Below are 16,368 nucleotides of genomic sequence, written 5' to 3' on the forward strand. Positions count from 1 at the left end.
TGAACTGGTGAGCGACGACATTCTCCTGGTCCACACGCAGGACCGCATCCGAACCCTGACCCTCAACCGCCCGCAGGCCCGCAATGCGCTGTCGGCGGCCTTGCGCGACGCCATCTTCAGCGCGCTGGGCGCCACCGATGCCGACGCCGACGTCGACGTGGTGATCCTCACCGGAGCCGACCCGGTCTTCTGCGCGGGTCTGGACCTCAAAGAGTTCAGCGAATCCACGGCGCTGCCCGACATCTCCCCGCAGTGGCCGCCGATGACCAAGCCGGTGATCGGTGCCATCAACGGCGCGGCGGTCACCGGTGGGCTGGAATTGGCCCTGTACTGCGATGTCCTGATCGCATCGGACCAGGCCCGGTTCGCCGACACGCACGCCCGCGTGGGCCTGCTGCCGTCCTGGGGCCTCAGTGTTCGCCTCCCCCAGAAGGTCGGGGTCGGTCTGGCCCGGCGGATGAGCCTGACCGGCGATTACCTGTCGGCGGCCGACGCGCTGCGGGCCGGCCTGGTCACCGAAGTGGTTCCCCACGATGAACTGCTTGCGACCGCACGCGCCGTGGCCGGCTCGATCGTCGGCAACAACCAGGCCGCGGTGCGTGCGCTGCTGGCCTCCTACCACCGCATCGACGAGTCGCAGACGGCCACCGGACTGTGGATCGAGGCGATGGCGGCCAAGCAGTGGCTGCACACCGTGAGTGGCGCCGACGTCGCCGCCAACCGGGCAGCCGTGCTCGAGCGCGGGCGCGCCCAGGTGCAGTGATCGTGGCGCGCCCACGTTGACCCCCAACGGCCCCCCGTACCCCGCAAGTCCGCACGGCGACTTCCGGGCGCCACCACCGCGGCGCCGGCTCCTCGACGTGATCGGCGCGTCGTTGCTTGCCGTGTTGCTGCTCCTGGCGTGCGGCCTGGGCTGGGTGTATTCGATGTTCGCCGGGATGGTGACCACCCAGTGCACGGATGCCCACCAATGCAGTGACAGCCTGATCGGTGCCGCCTACCTGGTGTCTTGGGGCGGTATGGCGGTCGCGATCGTCACCACGTTGGTGGGCATGAGCTACTGCGCGCGGACCCGGCGCACCATGCTCACCTGGCCGGCGCTGGGCTGGGCGATCTTCCTCGTCACCTTCGTCGGCGGTGGTTTCCTGCTGGACGCCGGCGTCGGCGGCTAGGGCCCGCGCCGGCCATCCGGGTGCTGGTCGCCGGCGCGCACCACCGCGCGCCTACGGCTGTCCGGCTCGCACCCACCGACCGGACAGGGCCCGCCACCCGACGAACAGCAGGCGCAGCACGATGAACGTGGTCAATCCGGACCAGATCCCGGCCAGCCCCCAGTTGAGCACCAGGGCCAGCCAGGTCAGCGGAAGGAAGCCGATCAGGGCACTGACCACCGTGGCGGTCCGCATGAACGCTGCGTCTCCGGCCCCCAGCAGCACGCCGTCGAGCGCGAAGACAATTCCGGCAAGGGGCAATTGGGCCACCAGGAACCACCACGGCACGCCGATGGCCGCCAGCACCGCGGCGTCGCCGGTGAACAGCTCCGGCAACACGGCCCGGCCCGCGGCGAACGCCGCGGCCAGCACACCGGCCGCGATCGCCGAGAACGCCGTGACGCGGGCCGCCACCGACCGCGCCTGGCGCGCGTGCCCGGCCCCGAGTGCCGCGCCCACCAGGGCCTGAGCCGCGATCGCCAGCGAATCGAGCACCAGCGCCAGAAACGTCCACAGCTGCAGCACGATCTGGTGGGCAGCCAGGGCCGCCGCGCCGAACCGGGCCGCCACCGCGGCTGCCGAGACGAAGCAGGCTTGAAAAGCCAGCGACCGCACTATCAGGTCCCGGCCCAGCACCAGTTGCCTGCGCAGCACCGCAGCGTCGAGCCGCAGCGACACCTGCTCGGTTCCCAGGGCACGCAGAAACAGCAGCGCCGCAAGCCATTGGCCGGCACAGTTGGCCACCGCCGAACCGGCCAGCCCCCACCGCGGCAGGCCCAGTGCCCCGAACACCAGCAGCGGGCACAGCACCGCCGACAACGCAAACCCGGCCACCACGTAGCGCGGCGAACGCGAGGTGTCCTGCACGCCCCGCAGCCATCCGTTTCCGGCCAGCGACACCAGGATCGCAGGTACCCCCAGGATCGCGATCCGCAGCCAGGGCAACGCGGCCTGGGCAATACTGTCGCGCCCGGCCACCGCCGCGACCAACGGCACCGCGGCGGCCTGCACCACCACCACGACCAGCACCCCCAAACCCAGTGCCAGCCAAGTCGCCTGAACCCCCTCGGCGACCGCCGCAGGTCGGTCGCCGGCGCCGTAGTGGCGCGCCGCACGCGCCGTGGTGCCATAGGACAGAAACGTCGCCTGCGAGCCCACCAGGCCCAGAATCAGCCCGCCGATCGCCAGCCCCGCCAGGCCGAGCGCCCCGAGCCGGCCGACCACCGCGGTGTCGAACAGCAGATAGAGCGGCTCGGCTGCCAGCACCACCAGCGCCGGCATTGCCAGCGCCGCGATCTGACGGCCACCGGCGGCAGTGCTGTCGTGCATAGCCACCATCTTGGGGCAGATCGGGACGGCTCCCGACCTCGGGGACTAGCCCAGGGCGGTGACCAGGGACCCGACCACGCCGTCGATGTCCCCGGTCGCGGTGTAGCCGGCTGCCAGCCGGTGTCCGCCACCACCGAACCCGCACGCCACCGCCGAGAGGTCCACCGTCGCCTTGGCCCGCAAAGACACCGCCCAGCGCCCCGGTTCGGTCTCCTTGAACACCGCGGCCACCTCGGCTTCTGCGGTGGTGCGGACGATGTCGACGATGCTCTCCACTTCCTCGGGCCGGGCCGTGGTCCACTCGGGATGGTCGACAACTGCATAGACCAGCCCGCGCCCGCCCGCGGCATCTCCGAGCAGCCGGGCTTTGGCCAGCACCCGCGACAGCATCGTCAGCCAGCCGAACGGATGGGTGTCCATCACCGCGCGGGTGATCGCCGCATTGTCCACTCCGGCATCCACCAGTCGCGCCGCCAGCCGGTGCGCGCGAGCACTGGCCCACCGGAACGATCCCGTGTCGGTGGCCAGCCCGGCATACAGGCAATGCGCCACGTCCACATCGATCGGCTCGCCCCAGGCATCGATCAGTTCCGCGACCATCATGGTCGTCGAATCCGCAGTCGGGTCAACGAAATTGGCGGTTCCGAACAGCTGATTCGAGGCATGGTGGTCGATCACCAGCAGTTCGGGCGCGGCAGCGGCCGGCTCCTGTAGATCTCCGAGCCGATCAGCACTGGAGACATCGACGGTGACCACCAGATCGGCGTCGCGGCGCAGCGCATCCGGGCTGACCAGCAACTCCCCACCCGGCAAGGACTGCAGCGACTGCGGCAGCGTGGCGGGGCGGGCGAAACTGACCTGGACAGTCTTGCCGCGCCGGCGCAGGACCGTCGCCAGCGCCAGCCCGGCACCGATGGTGTCGGCATCGGGGTGCACATGACAGATCACCGTCAGCGTGCTCGCGCCCGACAGCAGTTCCACGGCTGCAGCGGCATCCACCCGCCGACCCGTGGGCAGCGGATCAGTCGCCCGACTGCTCACCATCACCGCTGTCGTCGGCGCCCGCTGATCCGGGCACCTCCCGATACGGGTTCGGGTCTCCGACCGGTTGCTTACCCTCCCGGATCCGGGCCAGGTCGGCGTCGGCGGCCTGTGCTGCGGCCAACAGTTCCGCCATCCGGTGCGCCGCATCGGGCACGGTGTCCCGGACAAACGTCAGGGTGGGGGTGAACCGCACCCCGGTTCCTGCGCCGACCTTGGACCGCAGCACGCCCTTGGCCCCCTCCAAGGCGGCTGCCGCGCCGCCGTAGTTGGGGTCGTCGTCCAAGGAGCGGCCGAGCACCGTGTAGTACAGGGTCGCGTCGTGCAGGTCGGCGGTGACCTTCGCGTCGGTGATCGTCACGCCGGCCAGCCGCGGATCCTTGATCTCGTACTCGATAGCCGAGGCGACGATCGTCGAGATCCGCTTGGCCAGCCGGCGTGCGCGTGCCGGGTCAGCCATGGTTAGGTCCGTGCCTTCTCGACGAGCTCGTAGGCCTGGATGACGTCGCCTTCCTTGATGTCGTTGTAGGTCAGCGTCAGACCACACTCGTAGCCGTCGCGGACCTCGGTGACATCGTCCTTCTCCCGCCGCAGCGAGGAGATGGTGACGGTCTCGGCGACCACCACGTTGTCACGCAGCAACCGCGCCTTGGCGTTGCGGCGGATGAGACCGGAGGTGACCAGACAACCCGCGATGTTGCCCACCTTGGAGGAGCGGAACATGGCGCGAATCTCGGCACGCCCCAGCTCCTTCTCCTCGTAGATCGGCTTGAGCATGCCCTTGAGCGCGCTCTCGATCTCTTCGATGGCCTGGTAGATGACCGAGTAGTACCGGATCTCCACACCCTCGCGGGTGGCCAGCTCGGTGGCCTTGCCCTCCGCACGCACGTTGAACCCGATGATGATCGCGTCCGACGCCGATGCCAGGTTGACGTTGGTCTCGGTGATGCCACCGACACCGCGGTCGATCACCCGCAGCTGCACCTCGTCGTCGATCTGGATTCCCATCAAGGCCTCTTCCAGCGCCTCGACGGTACCGGCGTTGTCGCCCTTGAGGATCAGGTTCAGCTGGCTGGTTTCCTTCAGCGCCGAGTCCAGGTCCTCCAGCGAGATCCGCTTGCGCGAGCGAGCCGCCAGCGCGTTGCGCTTACGCGCGCTGCGCTTGTCGGCGATCTGGCGAGCAATGCGGTCCTCGTCGACCACCAGCAGATTGTCGCCGGCGCCCGGCACCGAGGTGAACCCGATGACCTGGACGGGCCGCGACGGCAGCGCCTCTTCCACGTCGTCGCCGTGCTCGTCGACCATGCGCCGCACCCGGCCGTAGGCGTCGCCGGCGACGATCGAGTCGCCGACCCGCAGCGTGCCGCGCTGGATCAGCACGGTGGCCACCGGACCGCGACCGCGGTCCAAGTGAGCCTCGATCGCCACACCCTGAGCCTCCATGTCGGGGTTGGCCCGCAGGTCCAGAGCGGCGTCAGCGGTCAACAGCACCGCCTCTTCCAGGGCCGCGATGTTGGTGCCCTGCTTGGCGGAGATGTCGACGAACATGGTGTCGCCGCCGAAGTCCTCGGCAACCAGTCCGTACTCGGTGAGCTGCCCCCGGATCTTGGCCGGGTCCGCACCTTCCTTGTCGATCTTGTTGACCGCCACCACGATCGGCACGTCAGCAGCCTGGGCGTGGTTGATCGCCTCCACCGTCTGAGGCATCACACCGTCGTCGGCGGCCACCACCAGGATCGCGATGTCGGTGGCCTTGGCACCACGGGCACGCATGGCGGTGAACGCCTCGTGACCCGGGGTGTCGATGAACGTGATCAGACGTTCGGAACCGTCGAAGTCGACCGACACCTGGTATGCGCCGATGTGCTGGGTGATGCCACCGGCCTCGCCCTCACGGACGTTGGCCTTACGGATGGTGTCCAACAGTCGGGTCTTGCCGTGGTCGACGTGACCCATGACGGTCACCACCGGCGGCCGGCTCTGCAGGTCTTCCTCGCCGCCCTCGTCCTCGCCATAGGTCAGGTCGAAGGACTCCAGCAGCTCGCGGTCCTCGTCCTCAGGGGAGACGACCTGCACCACGAAGTTCATCTCGCTGCCCAGCAGCTCCAGCGTCTCGTCGCCCACCGACTGGGTGGCGGTGACCATCTCACCGAGGTTGAACAGCGCCTGCACCAGGGCAGCCGGGTTCGCATCGATCTTCTCGGCGAAGTCGCTCAGCGATGCGCCGCGTGCCAGCCGGATGGTCTCACCGTTGCCGTGCGGCAACCGCACACCACCGACGACCGGCGCCTGCATGTTCTCGTACTCGGCGCGTTTCGCCCGCTTCGACTTGCGACCCCGCTTGGGTGCGCCGCCGGGACGGCCGAAGGCACCGGCCGCGCCGCCGCGCTGACCCGGACGACCGCCACCGCCACCGCCACCGCCGGGACGGCCGCGGAAACCTCCAGCTGCGGCGCCCGCGGGACCGCCACCGCCACCGGGACCGCCGGCCCCGCCGGCCCCGCCGCCGCGGTAGTTACCACCGGGACCACCGCCGGGACCACCCGGACGGCCACCGGGCGCACCCGGACGGCCGCCGCCGCCGGGACGTGGCGGACCACCGGGACGCGCCGGGCGTCCCTGCGCGCCGAAATTGCTGGAGCGTCCGGGCATATTGCCCGGTGTCGCGCCGCCGCCAGGCCGGGGCATGCCGGGCCGGGGTGCTCCGCCCGGGCGGGGTGCCTGCGGGTGCGGACGCGGAATGGCGCGCTCGACCGGCTGCGCCGAGGAGAACGGGTTGTTGCCGACACGCGGTGGACGCGGAGCACCGGGCTTGGGCCCCGGGGTTGCCGGGCGCGGGCCGGGAGCGGGCGGTGCCGCCGGTGCGGGTACCGCGGCTGCCGGCGGGGGCGTCTCGGCGACGGGCGCTGCCGGAGCAGCCGGTGCCGCCGGCTTGGCCGGGGCGGGTGCGGCGGGCTTGGGGGCCTCGCCGTTGCCGGTGGCCGCCGGTGCCGCCGGCTTCGCCGGGCCGGGAGTCGCCGCGGGGGCTGGGGCGGCGGCCTTGGGGGCCGCCGGGGCAGCGGGTGCCTCGGCCTGCGGCGCGGGCTTGCCACCGCCGAAGGACTCGCGCAGCCGGCGCGCGACGGGGGCTTCCACGGTTGAGGATGCCGACTTGACGAATTCGCCCTGTTCGCTCAGGCGGGCGAGAACTTCCTTACTGGTGACACCGAGTTCCTTGGCCAACTCGTGTACGCGGGCCTTTGCCACTACTTCTCCTGTCTATGAGGCGACAGCGGTGGTGGGCCGCGCCTCGGGTTTAGCTATGACGCATTGTCATCGGGACTTCACGGTTTGCTCATGTTCTTCGCTACCTGTTCTGTTGACCGGAGTGGTTGAGCTGGTCTTCCAATCCCTCGAAGTACTCCTCCACCCCGGATACATCCGGAGAACCGCTGATCCGCAGCGCCCGCACGAAAGCCCGTCTCCGAATCGCCGCGTGCAAGCACTCCGGTGCGGGATGCAGCCATGCCCCCCGCCCCGGCTGGTTGCCCGCCTGGTCAACGATCACGGCGCCATTGCCGTTCTCGGTTGACACCGCGACCATCCGAAGCAATTCGACGGTCAACGCCCGTGTCCGGCACCCGACACACGTGCGCACCGGTCCGTCTGGGCAACGGTGCGTCCGCGAGGCGGCTGTCGAAGTCTCGCGCTGGATCACGGCTCAGTCTACCCATAGAACGGCGATCACCCGAACCAATGGAATTCGAACCCGGTGCTGCGCTTTCTCAGGTCTCCCGCGCCACACCCTGACCTGCTGCGCGCTCGGCTTCCTCGGCACCGGGTTCCGGGGTGTCGCTACGGATATCGATGCGCCAGCCCGTGAGCCGGGCCGCCAGCCGGGCGTTCTGGCCTTCCTTGCCGATGGCCAGGGACAACTGAAAGTCCGGGACCACCACGCGCGCCGCCCGGGCGACCGGGTCAATCACCGTGACCGAGACCACCTTGGCCGGCGACAGGGCGTTGCCCACGAAGCGGGCCGGGTCCTCGTCGTAGTCGATGATGTCGATCTTCTCGCCGGCCAGTTCGCTCATCACATTGCGCACCCGTTGCCCCATCGGACCGATGCAGGCGCCCTTCGCGTTGAGCCCGGGGACCTTCGAGGCCACCGCGATCTTGGATCGGTGCCCGGCTTCGCGGGCGACCGCGACGATCTCCACCGAACCGTCGGCGATCTCGGGAACCTCCAGGGCGAACAGCTTGCGCACCAGGTTCGGGTGGGTGCGCGACAGTTCGATCCGTGGCTCGCGCAGTCCGCGGGTCACCCCGATGACGTAGCAGCGCAGGCGGTCGCCGTGCTCGTACGCCTCGCCGGGGGCCTGCTCCGCGGGCCGGATCACCCCGTCGAAACCCTTGGCCTCGGTCCCCAACCGCACCACGATGACACCGCGGGCGTTCTCCCGGGCGTCGCGCTGCACGACGCCGGCGACGATGTCGCCCTCGCGGGCGGAGAACTCGCCATAGGCCTTCTCGTTCTCGGCGTCGCGCAGCCGCTGCAGGATCACCTGACGCGCCGTCGTGGCCGCGATCCGGCCGAACCCCTCCGGAGTGTCGTCGTATTCGCTGATCACGTTGCCGTCGGCGTCGGTCTCGCGCGCCAGCACCCGCACCACACCGGTTCTGCGGTCGATGTCGATCACCGCGTCGGCCTGGTGACCTTGGGTGTGGCGGTAGGCGGTGAGCAGAGCCGACTTGATCGTGTCCACGACCACATCGACCGAGATGCCCTTGTCGGCCTCGATCGCGTGCAGCGCCGCCATGTCGATGTTCATAAGCGCCACTCCTCTTCGTCGCCGGCGCGGGTCATGCGCCGGCCTCCGTTCCGGTGTCCCGGGCCTGCAGGCCCGCTAACTCCAACTCACGCGCGCTCGGCGGCGAGAACTCGACTTGTACCACCGCCCGGCTGATGTCACTCAACGGCAGGCGGCGCAGGTTCCAGTCCCGGCCGGCGCGCACGACCAGCGTCACGACGGCATCGGCGACCACGCCCATCCGGCCGGTCAGGGTGCTCCCGTCGGACAGCGTCAGCTCAACTTTGCGGCCATGTGCCCGACGGAAATGTTTCGGGGTGGTCAGCGGCCGGCCCACCCCGGGCGAGCTGATCTCCAGCACGTACTGGCCGTCGAAGCCCAAAGCGTCGAGCAGGGCCGAGGCCGAACGCGACAGCGCGGCGGCGGTGTCCAGATCCAGCGGGGTGTCGCCGTCGGCCACGACGGTGATGCGCGGCAGCGGATCGCGCTCGTCGACGAGGACCTCTTCGATCTCATACCCGGCACGGCTGAACTCAGCATCGAGCAGCTCGATCACCTGTGTCTGGGAAGGTAGCCCGGTGGGCACGGCGAGCTCCTCATCTTGAGTTGTCCAGTCGGCGCGTTCCCACGCGCCGGGCGCGGCCAGGAACCAGTCATCAACGATACGCCGTGGGAAACACAGCCACAGCAAACCGGCAAAAGCGCGAGTCAGAGTATCGCGGGCCGTTGGCGGCCACGTCACGTCCCCCGGATACGGGCGTGGTGGCAGGATGTCTTAAATGCCCAGCCCCCCATCCGCCATCGGCCGACGGCGCGTGCTGACCGGGGCCGGAATGCTTGCCCTGCTGGCGGTCGTGACGCCGGCCTGCGGTTCGGCCCCGACCCCGCCCGCCATCGGCGAGCTGGAGGCGCAACGCCAGCTCGCGCTGCGCGACAGTGCGCTGGCGGCCGCTGCGGCCGCGGCGCTGACCGACCCGGACGCCAAGGCGCTGAACGCCGCACTGGATCAGGTCTCGCAGGAGCGTGCCGAGCACGCCCGCTCGCTGGCCGCCGAGATCACCCGCACCACCGGAAAGCCCATCCCCGACGACTCGCAGGCCACCACGGCGCCGGATGGCTCCGGTCCGACGGTTTCGCAGGTGACCAGCGCTTTGCGGGAGGCGGCCGAGGGTGCCGGCGCGCTGGCCGTCGCGTCGTCGGGGTACCGGGCGGGACTGTTGGCCTCGATCGCCGCCGCCTGCACCGCCTCCTACGCTGTCGCCTTGGTGACGCAGGCATGACATCTCCCGAACCCGGCCCGGTCTCCGGGCCCGATGCCGCGCTGCGAGCTGCGCTGACGACCGAATACGGCGTCGTCTACGGCTACGGCCTGGTGTCGGCGTACTCGCTGCCGGAGTTCAACGGCCTGGTGGTCACCGCCATCCGCCGCCACCGCGAACGCCGGGACCGCACCATCGCGCTGTTGACCGGCCGCGGCGTTGCGGTGCCGCCCGCCGCCGCCGGCTATCAGGCGCCCACTCCGGTGACCACCTCCGATGACGCGTTGCGGCTGGCGGTCCGCATGGAAAACGACACCGCGACAGCCTGGCGTGCGGTGGTCGAGCAGGCCCACGAGGCCGGCGATCGGGAGTTCGCGGCGACCGCGCTGGGCCAGAGCGCGGTGCTGGCCGCACACTGGAGCCGCGCACTGGGAGACTGGCCGATCACCCAGGCCTTCCCCGGCGGCGCGGACTAGCCGACGGCGGGCGGCCTGCTGGGTCCGCGGACCCAGTCCCGGTCAGCGCCCGAGCGCCGCCAAGACCTGCTGGGCCAAGTCCGCACCCGCGGCCAGCTCTCGGGCCTGCCCGGAGAAGCGGTCCCGCAACTCGACGACACCGTCGGCCCAGCCGCGTCCGACAACCACGATCCACGGCACGCCGAGCAACTCGGCGTCCTTGAACTTCACCCCCGGTGAGGCCTGCCGGTCGTCGAAGAGCACCTCCAGACCGAGACGGTCCAGCCCGGCAGCCAGCTCGGTCGCACCGGCACGCGCCGCGTCGTCTTTGTTCGCGATCACCACGTGCACATCGAAGGGGGCCACCTGCGACGGCCAGCGCAGGCCCAGTTCGTCGTGCTGCTGTTCGGCGATCACCGCGACCAGCCGCGACACCCCGACACCGTAGGAGCCCATCGTGAGCCGCACCGGGCGGCCGTCCTCGCCGAGGACGTCGACGCCGAAGGCGTCGGTGTACTTGCGGCCCAGCTGGAAGATATGGGCGATCTCGATGCCCCGCGCGCTGACCAGCGGACCCGCCCCGTCCGGCGAGGGATCGCCGTCGCGGACCTCGGCCGCCTCAATGGTGCCGTCGGCGACGAAGTCGCGCCCGGCCACCAGCCCCACCACGTGCCTACCGGGCGCGTCGGCACCGGTGATCCAGCTGGTGCCGTCCACCACTCGTGGGTCGACCAGGTAGCGGACACCGTTGTCCAACAATGCCTTCGGCCCGATATAGCCCTTCACCAGGAACGGGTGCTCGGCGAAATCCTTGTCATCGAGCAGGGTGTACTCGGCGGGTTCGAGGGCTGCCCCGAGCCGCTTGTCGTCGATCTCGCGGTCCCCGGGCACCCCGATGCCCAACAGTTCCCAGTCGCCGTCGGGTTGGCGGACCTTGAGCAGGACGTTCTTGAGGGTGTCGGCGGCGGTGACGGTGCGGTCGAGGGCCCCGTTGGCCCAGTCCACCAGGGTGGCGATGGTCGGTGTGTCGCCCGTGTCGTGAATCTGCGGCTCGGCCAAGCCGTCCAGCGGCAGCGGCTCGGGGCGGGCGGTGATCACCGCTTCGACGTTGGCGGCGTAGCCCGACTCCACACAGCGCACGAAGGTGTCTTCACCGACGGCGCTCTCGGCGAGGAACTCCTCGGAGGCCGATCCGCCCATGGCACCGGATACCGCCGAGACGATCACATAGCGCACGCCGAGCCGGTCGAAGATCCGCTGGTATGCCGCGCGGTGCGCGTCGTAGGCGGCGGCCAGGCCCGCTTCGTCGACGTCGAAGGAGTAGGAGTCCTTCATCACGAACTCGCGGCCGCGCAGAATCCCGGCCCGGGGCCGCGCCTCGTCACGGTATTTCGGCTGGATCTGGTACAGCACGACCGGTAAGTCCTTGTACGAGCTGCACTCCCCCTTGACCGTCAGGGTGAACAGTTCCTCGTGGGTGGGGCCGAGCAGGTAGTCGTTGTCGCGTCGGTCCTTCAACCGGAACAGGCCGTCGCCGTATTCGGTCCAGCGGTTGGTCGTCTCGTACGGCGCGCGCGGCAACAGCGCCGGGAACAGGATCTCCTGGCCGCCGATGGCGTTCATCTCCTCGCGCACCACCCGCTCGATGTTGCGCAGCACCCGCAGTCCCAGGGGCAGCCAGCTGTACAGACCGGGGGCGATCGGCCGGATGTAGCCGGCCCGCACCAGCAGCTTGTGGCTGGGAACCTCGGCATCGGCGGGGTCGTCGCGCAGGGTGCGCAGGAACAGTTCGGACATCCGGGTGATCACAGCGGGAGAGCCTATCTTTTGCGACGGGCGGACGCCGACTCGCACCGTGGAGCCCGCCGGGGCTGCCGGTGCCGCCACCGGCCGGCTACAGCTTTCCGGCCTCCACCGCCTCAAGGGTGTGCTGGGCGCGGGCGATCTGACCGGCGGAGAACCCGATGAGCAGCGCCGCACCGCCCACCAGCAGGGCGATCGCGGCCACCCACAGTAATGAATAGGTGTAGCCGTGCCCCAGCGCATCCAGCTGGGCGGGTGTCATGTTCTTCACCGGACCGCCGGTGCCGCCGAGGTAGAGCGTGCGCGAGGTTTGCACGGCCTGGATGACGACCAGCACCACCGGACCGCCGAGGTTGTAGACCATCAGGGTGATCGCCGAGACGGGACCGATCTCGCGGGGACCGACCTCGGCCAGGGCGCACAGCGGCAGAATCACCGCGATCATCCCGATGCCCAGGCCGCCCACCACGATGGGCATGAACAGATCCGGGAAGTACGGAATGTCGCGGGTCAGCGTGGACCCGTACAGCATGGCACCCAAGACAAGCGCTCCGCCGCCGATGACCAGCCAGCGTGGTGCGATCAGCGGCGCCATCCGGGCCGCCAGCACGGTGCCGAGGCCGAATGCCACCGCGAACGGGATAAAGCAGATGCCGGCCCGCAACGCCGAGTAGCCCAGCACGTCCTGCACCAGGAGCGCGATCATCACCGTCAACGTCAGCATCACCCCGCCGGCCATAAACAGCGCGACGAACGTCATCACCCGATTGCGGTTGTCGAACACCGCCGCGGGAACCAGCGGGTTGACCGCGACACGTTCGACCAGAAAGAACCCCGCGAAGAACACCACCGCAGCCGCTGCCGAGCCGAAAACCAGGGGGCCGGTCCAGCCCTGCGGCGGGCCCTGCGTGAACACCAGCACCGCGGCACTGCACCCGGCGGTGGCCAACAGCGCCCCGGGCAGGTCGAGGCGTAACCGCTCGCGGTAGGTCTCGCTCACCCGCGCCGCCGCGACCGCGATGATCGCGATCCCGATCGGGATGTTGATCAGGAAGGCCAACCGCCACGACACCACGGTCAACGCCCCGCCGAGCACCAGGCCCAGCACCGACCCCGCGCCCTGCATGGCGGCCGAAACCGCCAGCGCCTGATTACGAGCGCGCCCGGGGGCGTAGGTGGTGGCGATCAGCGCCAGGCCGGTCGGTGCGGCGACTGCGGCACCGATGCCCTGGACAGCCCGCGCGGCGATCAGGGTGGCGGTGTCGGTGGCCAACCCGCAGACCAGCGAGGCGAGCGTGAACAGGCCAACCCCGGAGATGAACGCTCGCTTCTGCCCGATGGCGTCGCCCACCCGGCCGCCGAGCAGCAACAGGCCGCCGAAGCTCAGGACGTAAGCGGTGATGACCCAGCTCTTGGCGGCATCGGACAGGTTGAGGTCGGCCTGCATCCGCGGCAACGCCACCACGACGATGGTGCCGTCCAGCGTCGACATCAACTGCATGCCGGTGATCGCCAGCACGGCGATCCCGAGCACGCTCGTCGACAGTGAGCGGCCAGCCGACTGGGCATCCCCCCGCGCCGCCATAGCTGGCCAGCTTAGCGACAGCGGACCCGCTCAGCCGGGCATTCGGGGTGAAGTCAGAGAGTGCCGGCGCCGAAAGCGTCCTGCACGTCCTGGGCGTGCGCCACCTGCTTGGCGGTGTACCCGATCAGCAGGGAGATCGCGCCGACCAGGACCGCCACCGCGGCAATCCACAGCAGTCCGTAGGTGTAGCCGGAATCCAACGCGGCGATCTGCGCGGGGTTCATGGTTTTGACCGGCATGTTGGTGCCGCCGAGGTACAGGGTGCGCGAGGTGATGACGGCCTGGACGACCGCCAGCACGATCGGTCCGCCCAGGCTTTGCAGCATCAGGGCGATTGCCGAGGTGGGGCCGATCTGGTCGAAGCCCACGCCGGTGATCGCCGACAGGGTCAGCGGCACCACGATCACGCCGATCCCGAGCCCACCGAGCACGATCAACGTGACGAAGTTCGGGAAGTACGGGAGGTTCCGGTTGATCGTCGAGCCGTAGATCATCGCGCCCAGCAACACGACGCCACCGGCGATCACCAGCACCCGGGGCGGGAACCGGCGCACCAGCTGCGAGGATGCCGCCAGGCCCACCCCCAGGCCGATCACGAACGGGATGAATCCGACGCCGGCGCGCAGCGCCGAATAGCCCATCAGATCCTGCACGTACAGACCGATGGTCACGGTCAAGGTGAACAGCACGCCGCCGGCGAGGAAGATCGCCGCGAAGGTCAGCAACCGGTTGCGCTCCTTGAACAGGCTGAACGGCACCACCGGGTTCTCGGCGGTGCGTTCCACCACGGCGAACGCGAGCAATGCCACGATCGCCAGCGCGCCCGAGCCGATGGTGACGACCGAGACCCAGCCCTTCTCCGGACCGATCGTGAAGGCGAACACCGCCGCCGTGCAGCCCAGCGTCGCCAGCAGCGCGCCGGCGGCATCCAGCTTCATCCGCTCCCGGTGGGTCTCGGTCAGCGCGGTACGGGCCAGGTAGATCATCAGCAGGCCGATGGGCACGTTGATCCCGAACGCCAGGCGCCACGACACCTCGGTCAGCGCGCCGCCGATCACCAGGCCCATCACCGACCCGATAGCGGTCATCGCGCCGAATATCGCGGTGGCGGCATTGCGGGCCGGCCCCTTGGGGAAGGTGGTGGCAATCAGCGCCAGTGCGGTCGGCGAGGCGATGGCCGAGCCGACGCCCTGCAGGAGCCGCGCGATCACCAGCGTGGGGGCATCCCAGGCCACGGCACACAAGACAGACGCGATGGTGAACAGCGCCACCCCGCTGATGAAGGTGCGCTTCCGCCCGATGGTGTCCCCGAGTCGGCCGCCGAGCAGCATCAGGCCGCCGAACGTCAGAACGTAGGCGCTGATCACCCAGCCCCGGCCCGCATCCGACAGGCCCAGGTCATCCTGGATCCTCGGAAGCGCGACGATCGCGACGGTGCTGTCCATGGTGGCGAGCAGTTGCATGCCACCGATGGCGATCACGGCGTAGATGAAGCGACGAGACGGCAGCCGGGAGGCGACATATTTGCTGGTCCAGCTCACAAGATCAGAGCCGGACCGCCCCGCGGGAACCGATCCGCCAGCGTCTTCGGACCGCTGTGAGGTCGCCCGCCCTGCATCATCGAGTGCAGTCATAACCGGCTACCCTACAGTAATATTAAGAGCTGTTTAAACCCCGAAGTCCGCGACCGCCCCGATAATCACGATCGCTGGAGGTCGGATGCCCTCCGCACGGATTTTCTCGGGCGCGTCGGCCAAGGTCGCACGCAGCGTGTGCTGGGCGGGCGTGGTGCCGTGTTGCACTACCAGAACCGGAGTATCCGCAGGTCGACCACCCTTTTGCAGCACCGCGCTGAACTGTTCGATACGTTCGATCGCCATCAGCAGCACGATGGTTCCGCGCATCGCAGCCAGGGCGTCCCAATTCACTAACGATTCGGGATCGTCGGGGGCAACGTGGCCGCTGACCACCACAAACTCGTGGTTCACGGCGCGATGAGTGACGGGCACACCGGCCAGGGCCGGCACCGCTATGGCACTGGTCACACCCGGCACAACCGTCACCGGAATACCGGCCTCGACGCAGGCCTGAACCTCTTCGTATCCGCGGGCGAAGACGAACGGGTCGCCCCCTTTGAGCCGCACCACGAATTTGCCGGCCTTGGCGCGGTCGATCAGCAGCGCGTTGATGGCGTCCTGGGCCATCGCCCGGCCGTAGGGGATCTTGGCCGCGTCGATGACTTCGACGTTCGGCGACAGTTCGGCGAGCAGCTCGGGTGGGGCCAGCCGGTCGGCCACCACCACGTCGGCGTGGAAGAGCATGCGGCGCCCGCGCACCGTGATCAGCTCCGGATCGCCGGGGCCACCGCCCACCAATGCCACGCCGCCGCGCACCACATCGGCGGCGGCCTGCGCCTCGGTGATGGTGCCGTCCTGCAGCGCCTCCCGGATGGCCGAGCGAATAGCCGCCGACCGGTTGTGCTCGCCCCCGGCCAGCACGCCCACCGACAAACCTGAGTACCCGAAGGTGGCCGGGGTGACCGCGGACCCGTCGACGGCCCGATCGGCACGCACACAAAAGATCTGACGCCGGTCGGCCTCGGCCACGACAGCCACGTTGACCTCCGGGTCGTCGGTGGCGGCGATCGCGTACCACGCCCCGGCCAGATCCCCGTCGCGGTAGGTGCGCGAGACCAGCGTGATGCCGGGCCGGCGCCCGTCCAGCGCTTCGACGGCCGGGGTGGCGTTGGGTGCGATCACCGTCACCTCGGCACCGCTGTCCACCAACAGCGGCAGCCGGCGTTGCGCAACGCTGCCCGCGCCCACGATGACGACTTTGCGGCCGGCCAGCCGCAAACCGGCCAGGTAGGGGTTCTCGGTCACCCGGTAACTCTAGTGG

At 69.7% G+C, this 16,368-nt stretch carries 14 protein-coding genes and 1 pseudogene; 4 read left to right on the forward strand and 11 right to left on the reverse strand.

The window, feature by feature from the left end; genetic code table 11:
* Positions 1–7: 7 nt before the first annotated feature.
* Positions 8–763, forward strand: coding sequence for an enoyl-CoA hydratase (locus G6N14_RS09980; protein WP_085137209.1), 756 nt, complete (start codon positions 8–10; stop codon positions 761–763).
* Between the two features lie 16 nt (positions 764–779).
* Positions 780–1,172: a hypothetical protein gene (locus G6N14_RS09985; protein ID WP_133054954.1), complete on the forward strand. Its 393-nt coding sequence runs from the start codon at positions 780–782 to the stop codon at positions 1,170–1,172.
* Between the two features lie 51 nt (positions 1,173–1,223).
* Here G6N14_RS09985 and G6N14_RS09990 read toward each other — a convergent pair whose 3' ends face one another.
* The 7 genes from G6N14_RS09990 to rimP all read right to left on the reverse strand — a co-directional run bounded on the left by G6N14_RS09990 (position 1,224) and on the right by rimP (position 8,954).
* Entirely contained in the window at positions 1,224–2,540 is a 1,317-nt protein-coding gene (locus tag G6N14_RS09990; RefSeq protein WP_085137206.1) for an MATE family efflux transporter, read from the reverse strand.
* A 45-nt stretch (positions 2,541–2,585) separates the two neighbouring features.
* Complete coding sequence (locus G6N14_RS09995; RefSeq protein ID WP_085137204.1) at positions 2,586–3,584, reverse strand: DHH family phosphoesterase; 999 nt, start codon at positions 3,582–3,584, stop codon at positions 2,586–2,588.
* Complete coding sequence (gene rbfA / locus G6N14_RS10000; protein ID WP_085137202.1) at positions 3,562–4,041, reverse strand: 30S ribosome-binding factor RbfA; 480 nt, start codon at positions 4,039–4,041, stop codon at positions 3,562–3,564. Before rbfA ends, G6N14_RS09995 begins: the two co-directional genes overlap by 23 nt.
* Before the next feature lie 2 nt (positions 4,042–4,043).
* The gene (infB, locus tag G6N14_RS10005) at positions 4,044–6,827 is read right to left on the reverse strand and encodes a translation initiation factor IF-2 (RefSeq protein WP_163787121.1); all 2,784 of its coding nucleotides are present in this window, start codon (positions 6,825–6,827) and stop codon (positions 4,044–4,046) included.
* 100 nt (positions 6,828–6,927) lie between these two features.
* Positions 6,928–7,185, reverse strand: coding sequence for a YlxR family protein (locus G6N14_RS10010; protein ID WP_234809041.1), 258 nt, complete (start codon positions 7,183–7,185; stop codon positions 6,928–6,930).
* Between the two features lie 160 nt (positions 7,186–7,345).
* A complete protein-coding gene (gene nusA, locus G6N14_RS10015; protein WP_085137839.1) occupies positions 7,346–8,389 on the reverse strand; it encodes a transcription termination factor NusA in 1,044 nt (347 codons plus the stop codon).
* Between the two features lie 31 nt (positions 8,390–8,420).
* Complete coding sequence (rimP, locus tag G6N14_RS10020; RefSeq protein WP_085137895.1) at positions 8,421–8,954, reverse strand: ribosome maturation factor RimP; 534 nt, start codon at positions 8,952–8,954, stop codon at positions 8,421–8,423.
* 193 nt (positions 8,955–9,147) lie between these two features.
* On the opposite strand from rimP, the gene G6N14_RS10025 reads away from it, so the two are divergent.
* Both G6N14_RS10025 and G6N14_RS10030 read left to right on the forward strand, forming a co-directional pair.
* Positions 9,148–9,648: a hypothetical protein gene (locus G6N14_RS10025; RefSeq protein ID WP_109559937.1), complete on the forward strand. Its 501-nt coding sequence runs from the start codon at positions 9,148–9,150 to the stop codon at positions 9,646–9,648.
* Positions 9,645–10,103 carry a ferritin-like domain-containing protein gene (locus G6N14_RS10030; protein WP_085137838.1) on the forward strand — a complete coding sequence of 153 codons (459 nt, stop codon included), beginning with the start codon at positions 9,645–9,647 and terminating at the stop codon, positions 10,101–10,103. Before G6N14_RS10025 ends, G6N14_RS10030 begins: the two co-directional genes overlap by 4 nt.
* A 42-nt stretch (positions 10,104–10,145) precedes the next feature.
* On the opposite strand, the gene G6N14_RS10035 is transcribed toward G6N14_RS10030, so the two are convergent.
* The 4 genes and pseudogenes from G6N14_RS10035 to cobA form a co-directional block, all read right to left on the reverse strand.
* Positions 10,146–11,891 (reverse strand): proline--tRNA ligase, encoded by a 1,746-nt coding sequence (locus G6N14_RS10035; protein WP_085137836.1) that lies wholly within the window; start codon positions 11,889–11,891, stop codon positions 10,146–10,148.
* A gap of 85 nt (positions 11,892–11,976) precedes the next feature.
* Positions 11,977–13,470 carry an MFS transporter gene (locus G6N14_RS10040; RefSeq protein ID WP_085137834.1) on the reverse strand — a complete coding sequence of 498 codons (1,494 nt, stop codon included), beginning with the start codon at positions 13,468–13,470 and terminating at the stop codon, positions 11,977–11,979.
* 53 nt (positions 13,471–13,523) lie between these two features.
* Positions 13,524–14,933 carry an MFS transporter gene (locus G6N14_RS10045; protein WP_407663165.1) on the reverse strand — a complete coding sequence of 470 codons (1,410 nt, stop codon included), beginning with the start codon at positions 14,931–14,933 and terminating at the stop codon, positions 13,524–13,526.
* 193 nt (positions 14,934–15,126) lie between these two features.
* Positions 15,127–16,352: pseudogene (gene cobA / locus G6N14_RS10050) on the reverse strand (uroporphyrinogen-III C-methyltransferase).
* Positions 16,353–16,368 lie beyond the last annotated feature (16 nt).

The organism is Mycolicibacter hiberniae (assembly GCF_010729485.1).
GTDB lineage: Bacteria > Actinomycetota > Actinomycetes > Mycobacteriales > Mycobacteriaceae > Mycobacterium > Mycobacterium hiberniae.

Coding starts and splice junctions, on each gene's coding strand:
- G6N14_RS09990 (WP_085137206.1), bottom strand. CDS start 2,540: ATGCACGACAGCACTGCCGCCGGTGGCCGTCAGATCGCGGCGCTGGCA.
- G6N14_RS09995 (WP_085137204.1), bottom strand. CDS start 3,584: ATGGTGAGCAGTCGGGCGACTGATCCGCTGCCCACGGGTCGGCGGGTG.
- rbfA (WP_085137202.1), bottom strand. CDS start 4,041: ATGGCTGACCCGGCACGCGCACGCCGGCTGGCCAAGCGGATCTCGACG.
- nusA (WP_085137839.1), bottom strand. CDS start 8,389: ATGAACATCGACATGGCGGCGCTGCACGCGATCGAGGCCGACAAGGGC.
- G6N14_RS10025 (WP_109559937.1), top strand. CDS start 9,148: ATGCCCAGCCCCCCATCCGCCATCGGCCGACGGCGCGTGCTGACCGGG.
- G6N14_RS10030 (WP_085137838.1), top strand. CDS start 9,645: ATGACATCTCCCGAACCCGGCCCGGTCTCCGGGCCCGATGCCGCGCTG.
- G6N14_RS10040 (WP_085137834.1), bottom strand. CDS start 13,470: ATGGCGGCGCGGGGGGATGCCCAGTCGGCTGGCCGCTCACTGTCGACG.
- G6N14_RS10045 (WP_407663165.1), bottom strand. CDS start 14,933: ATGCAACTGCTCGCCACCATGGACAGCACCGTCGCGATCGTCGCGCTT.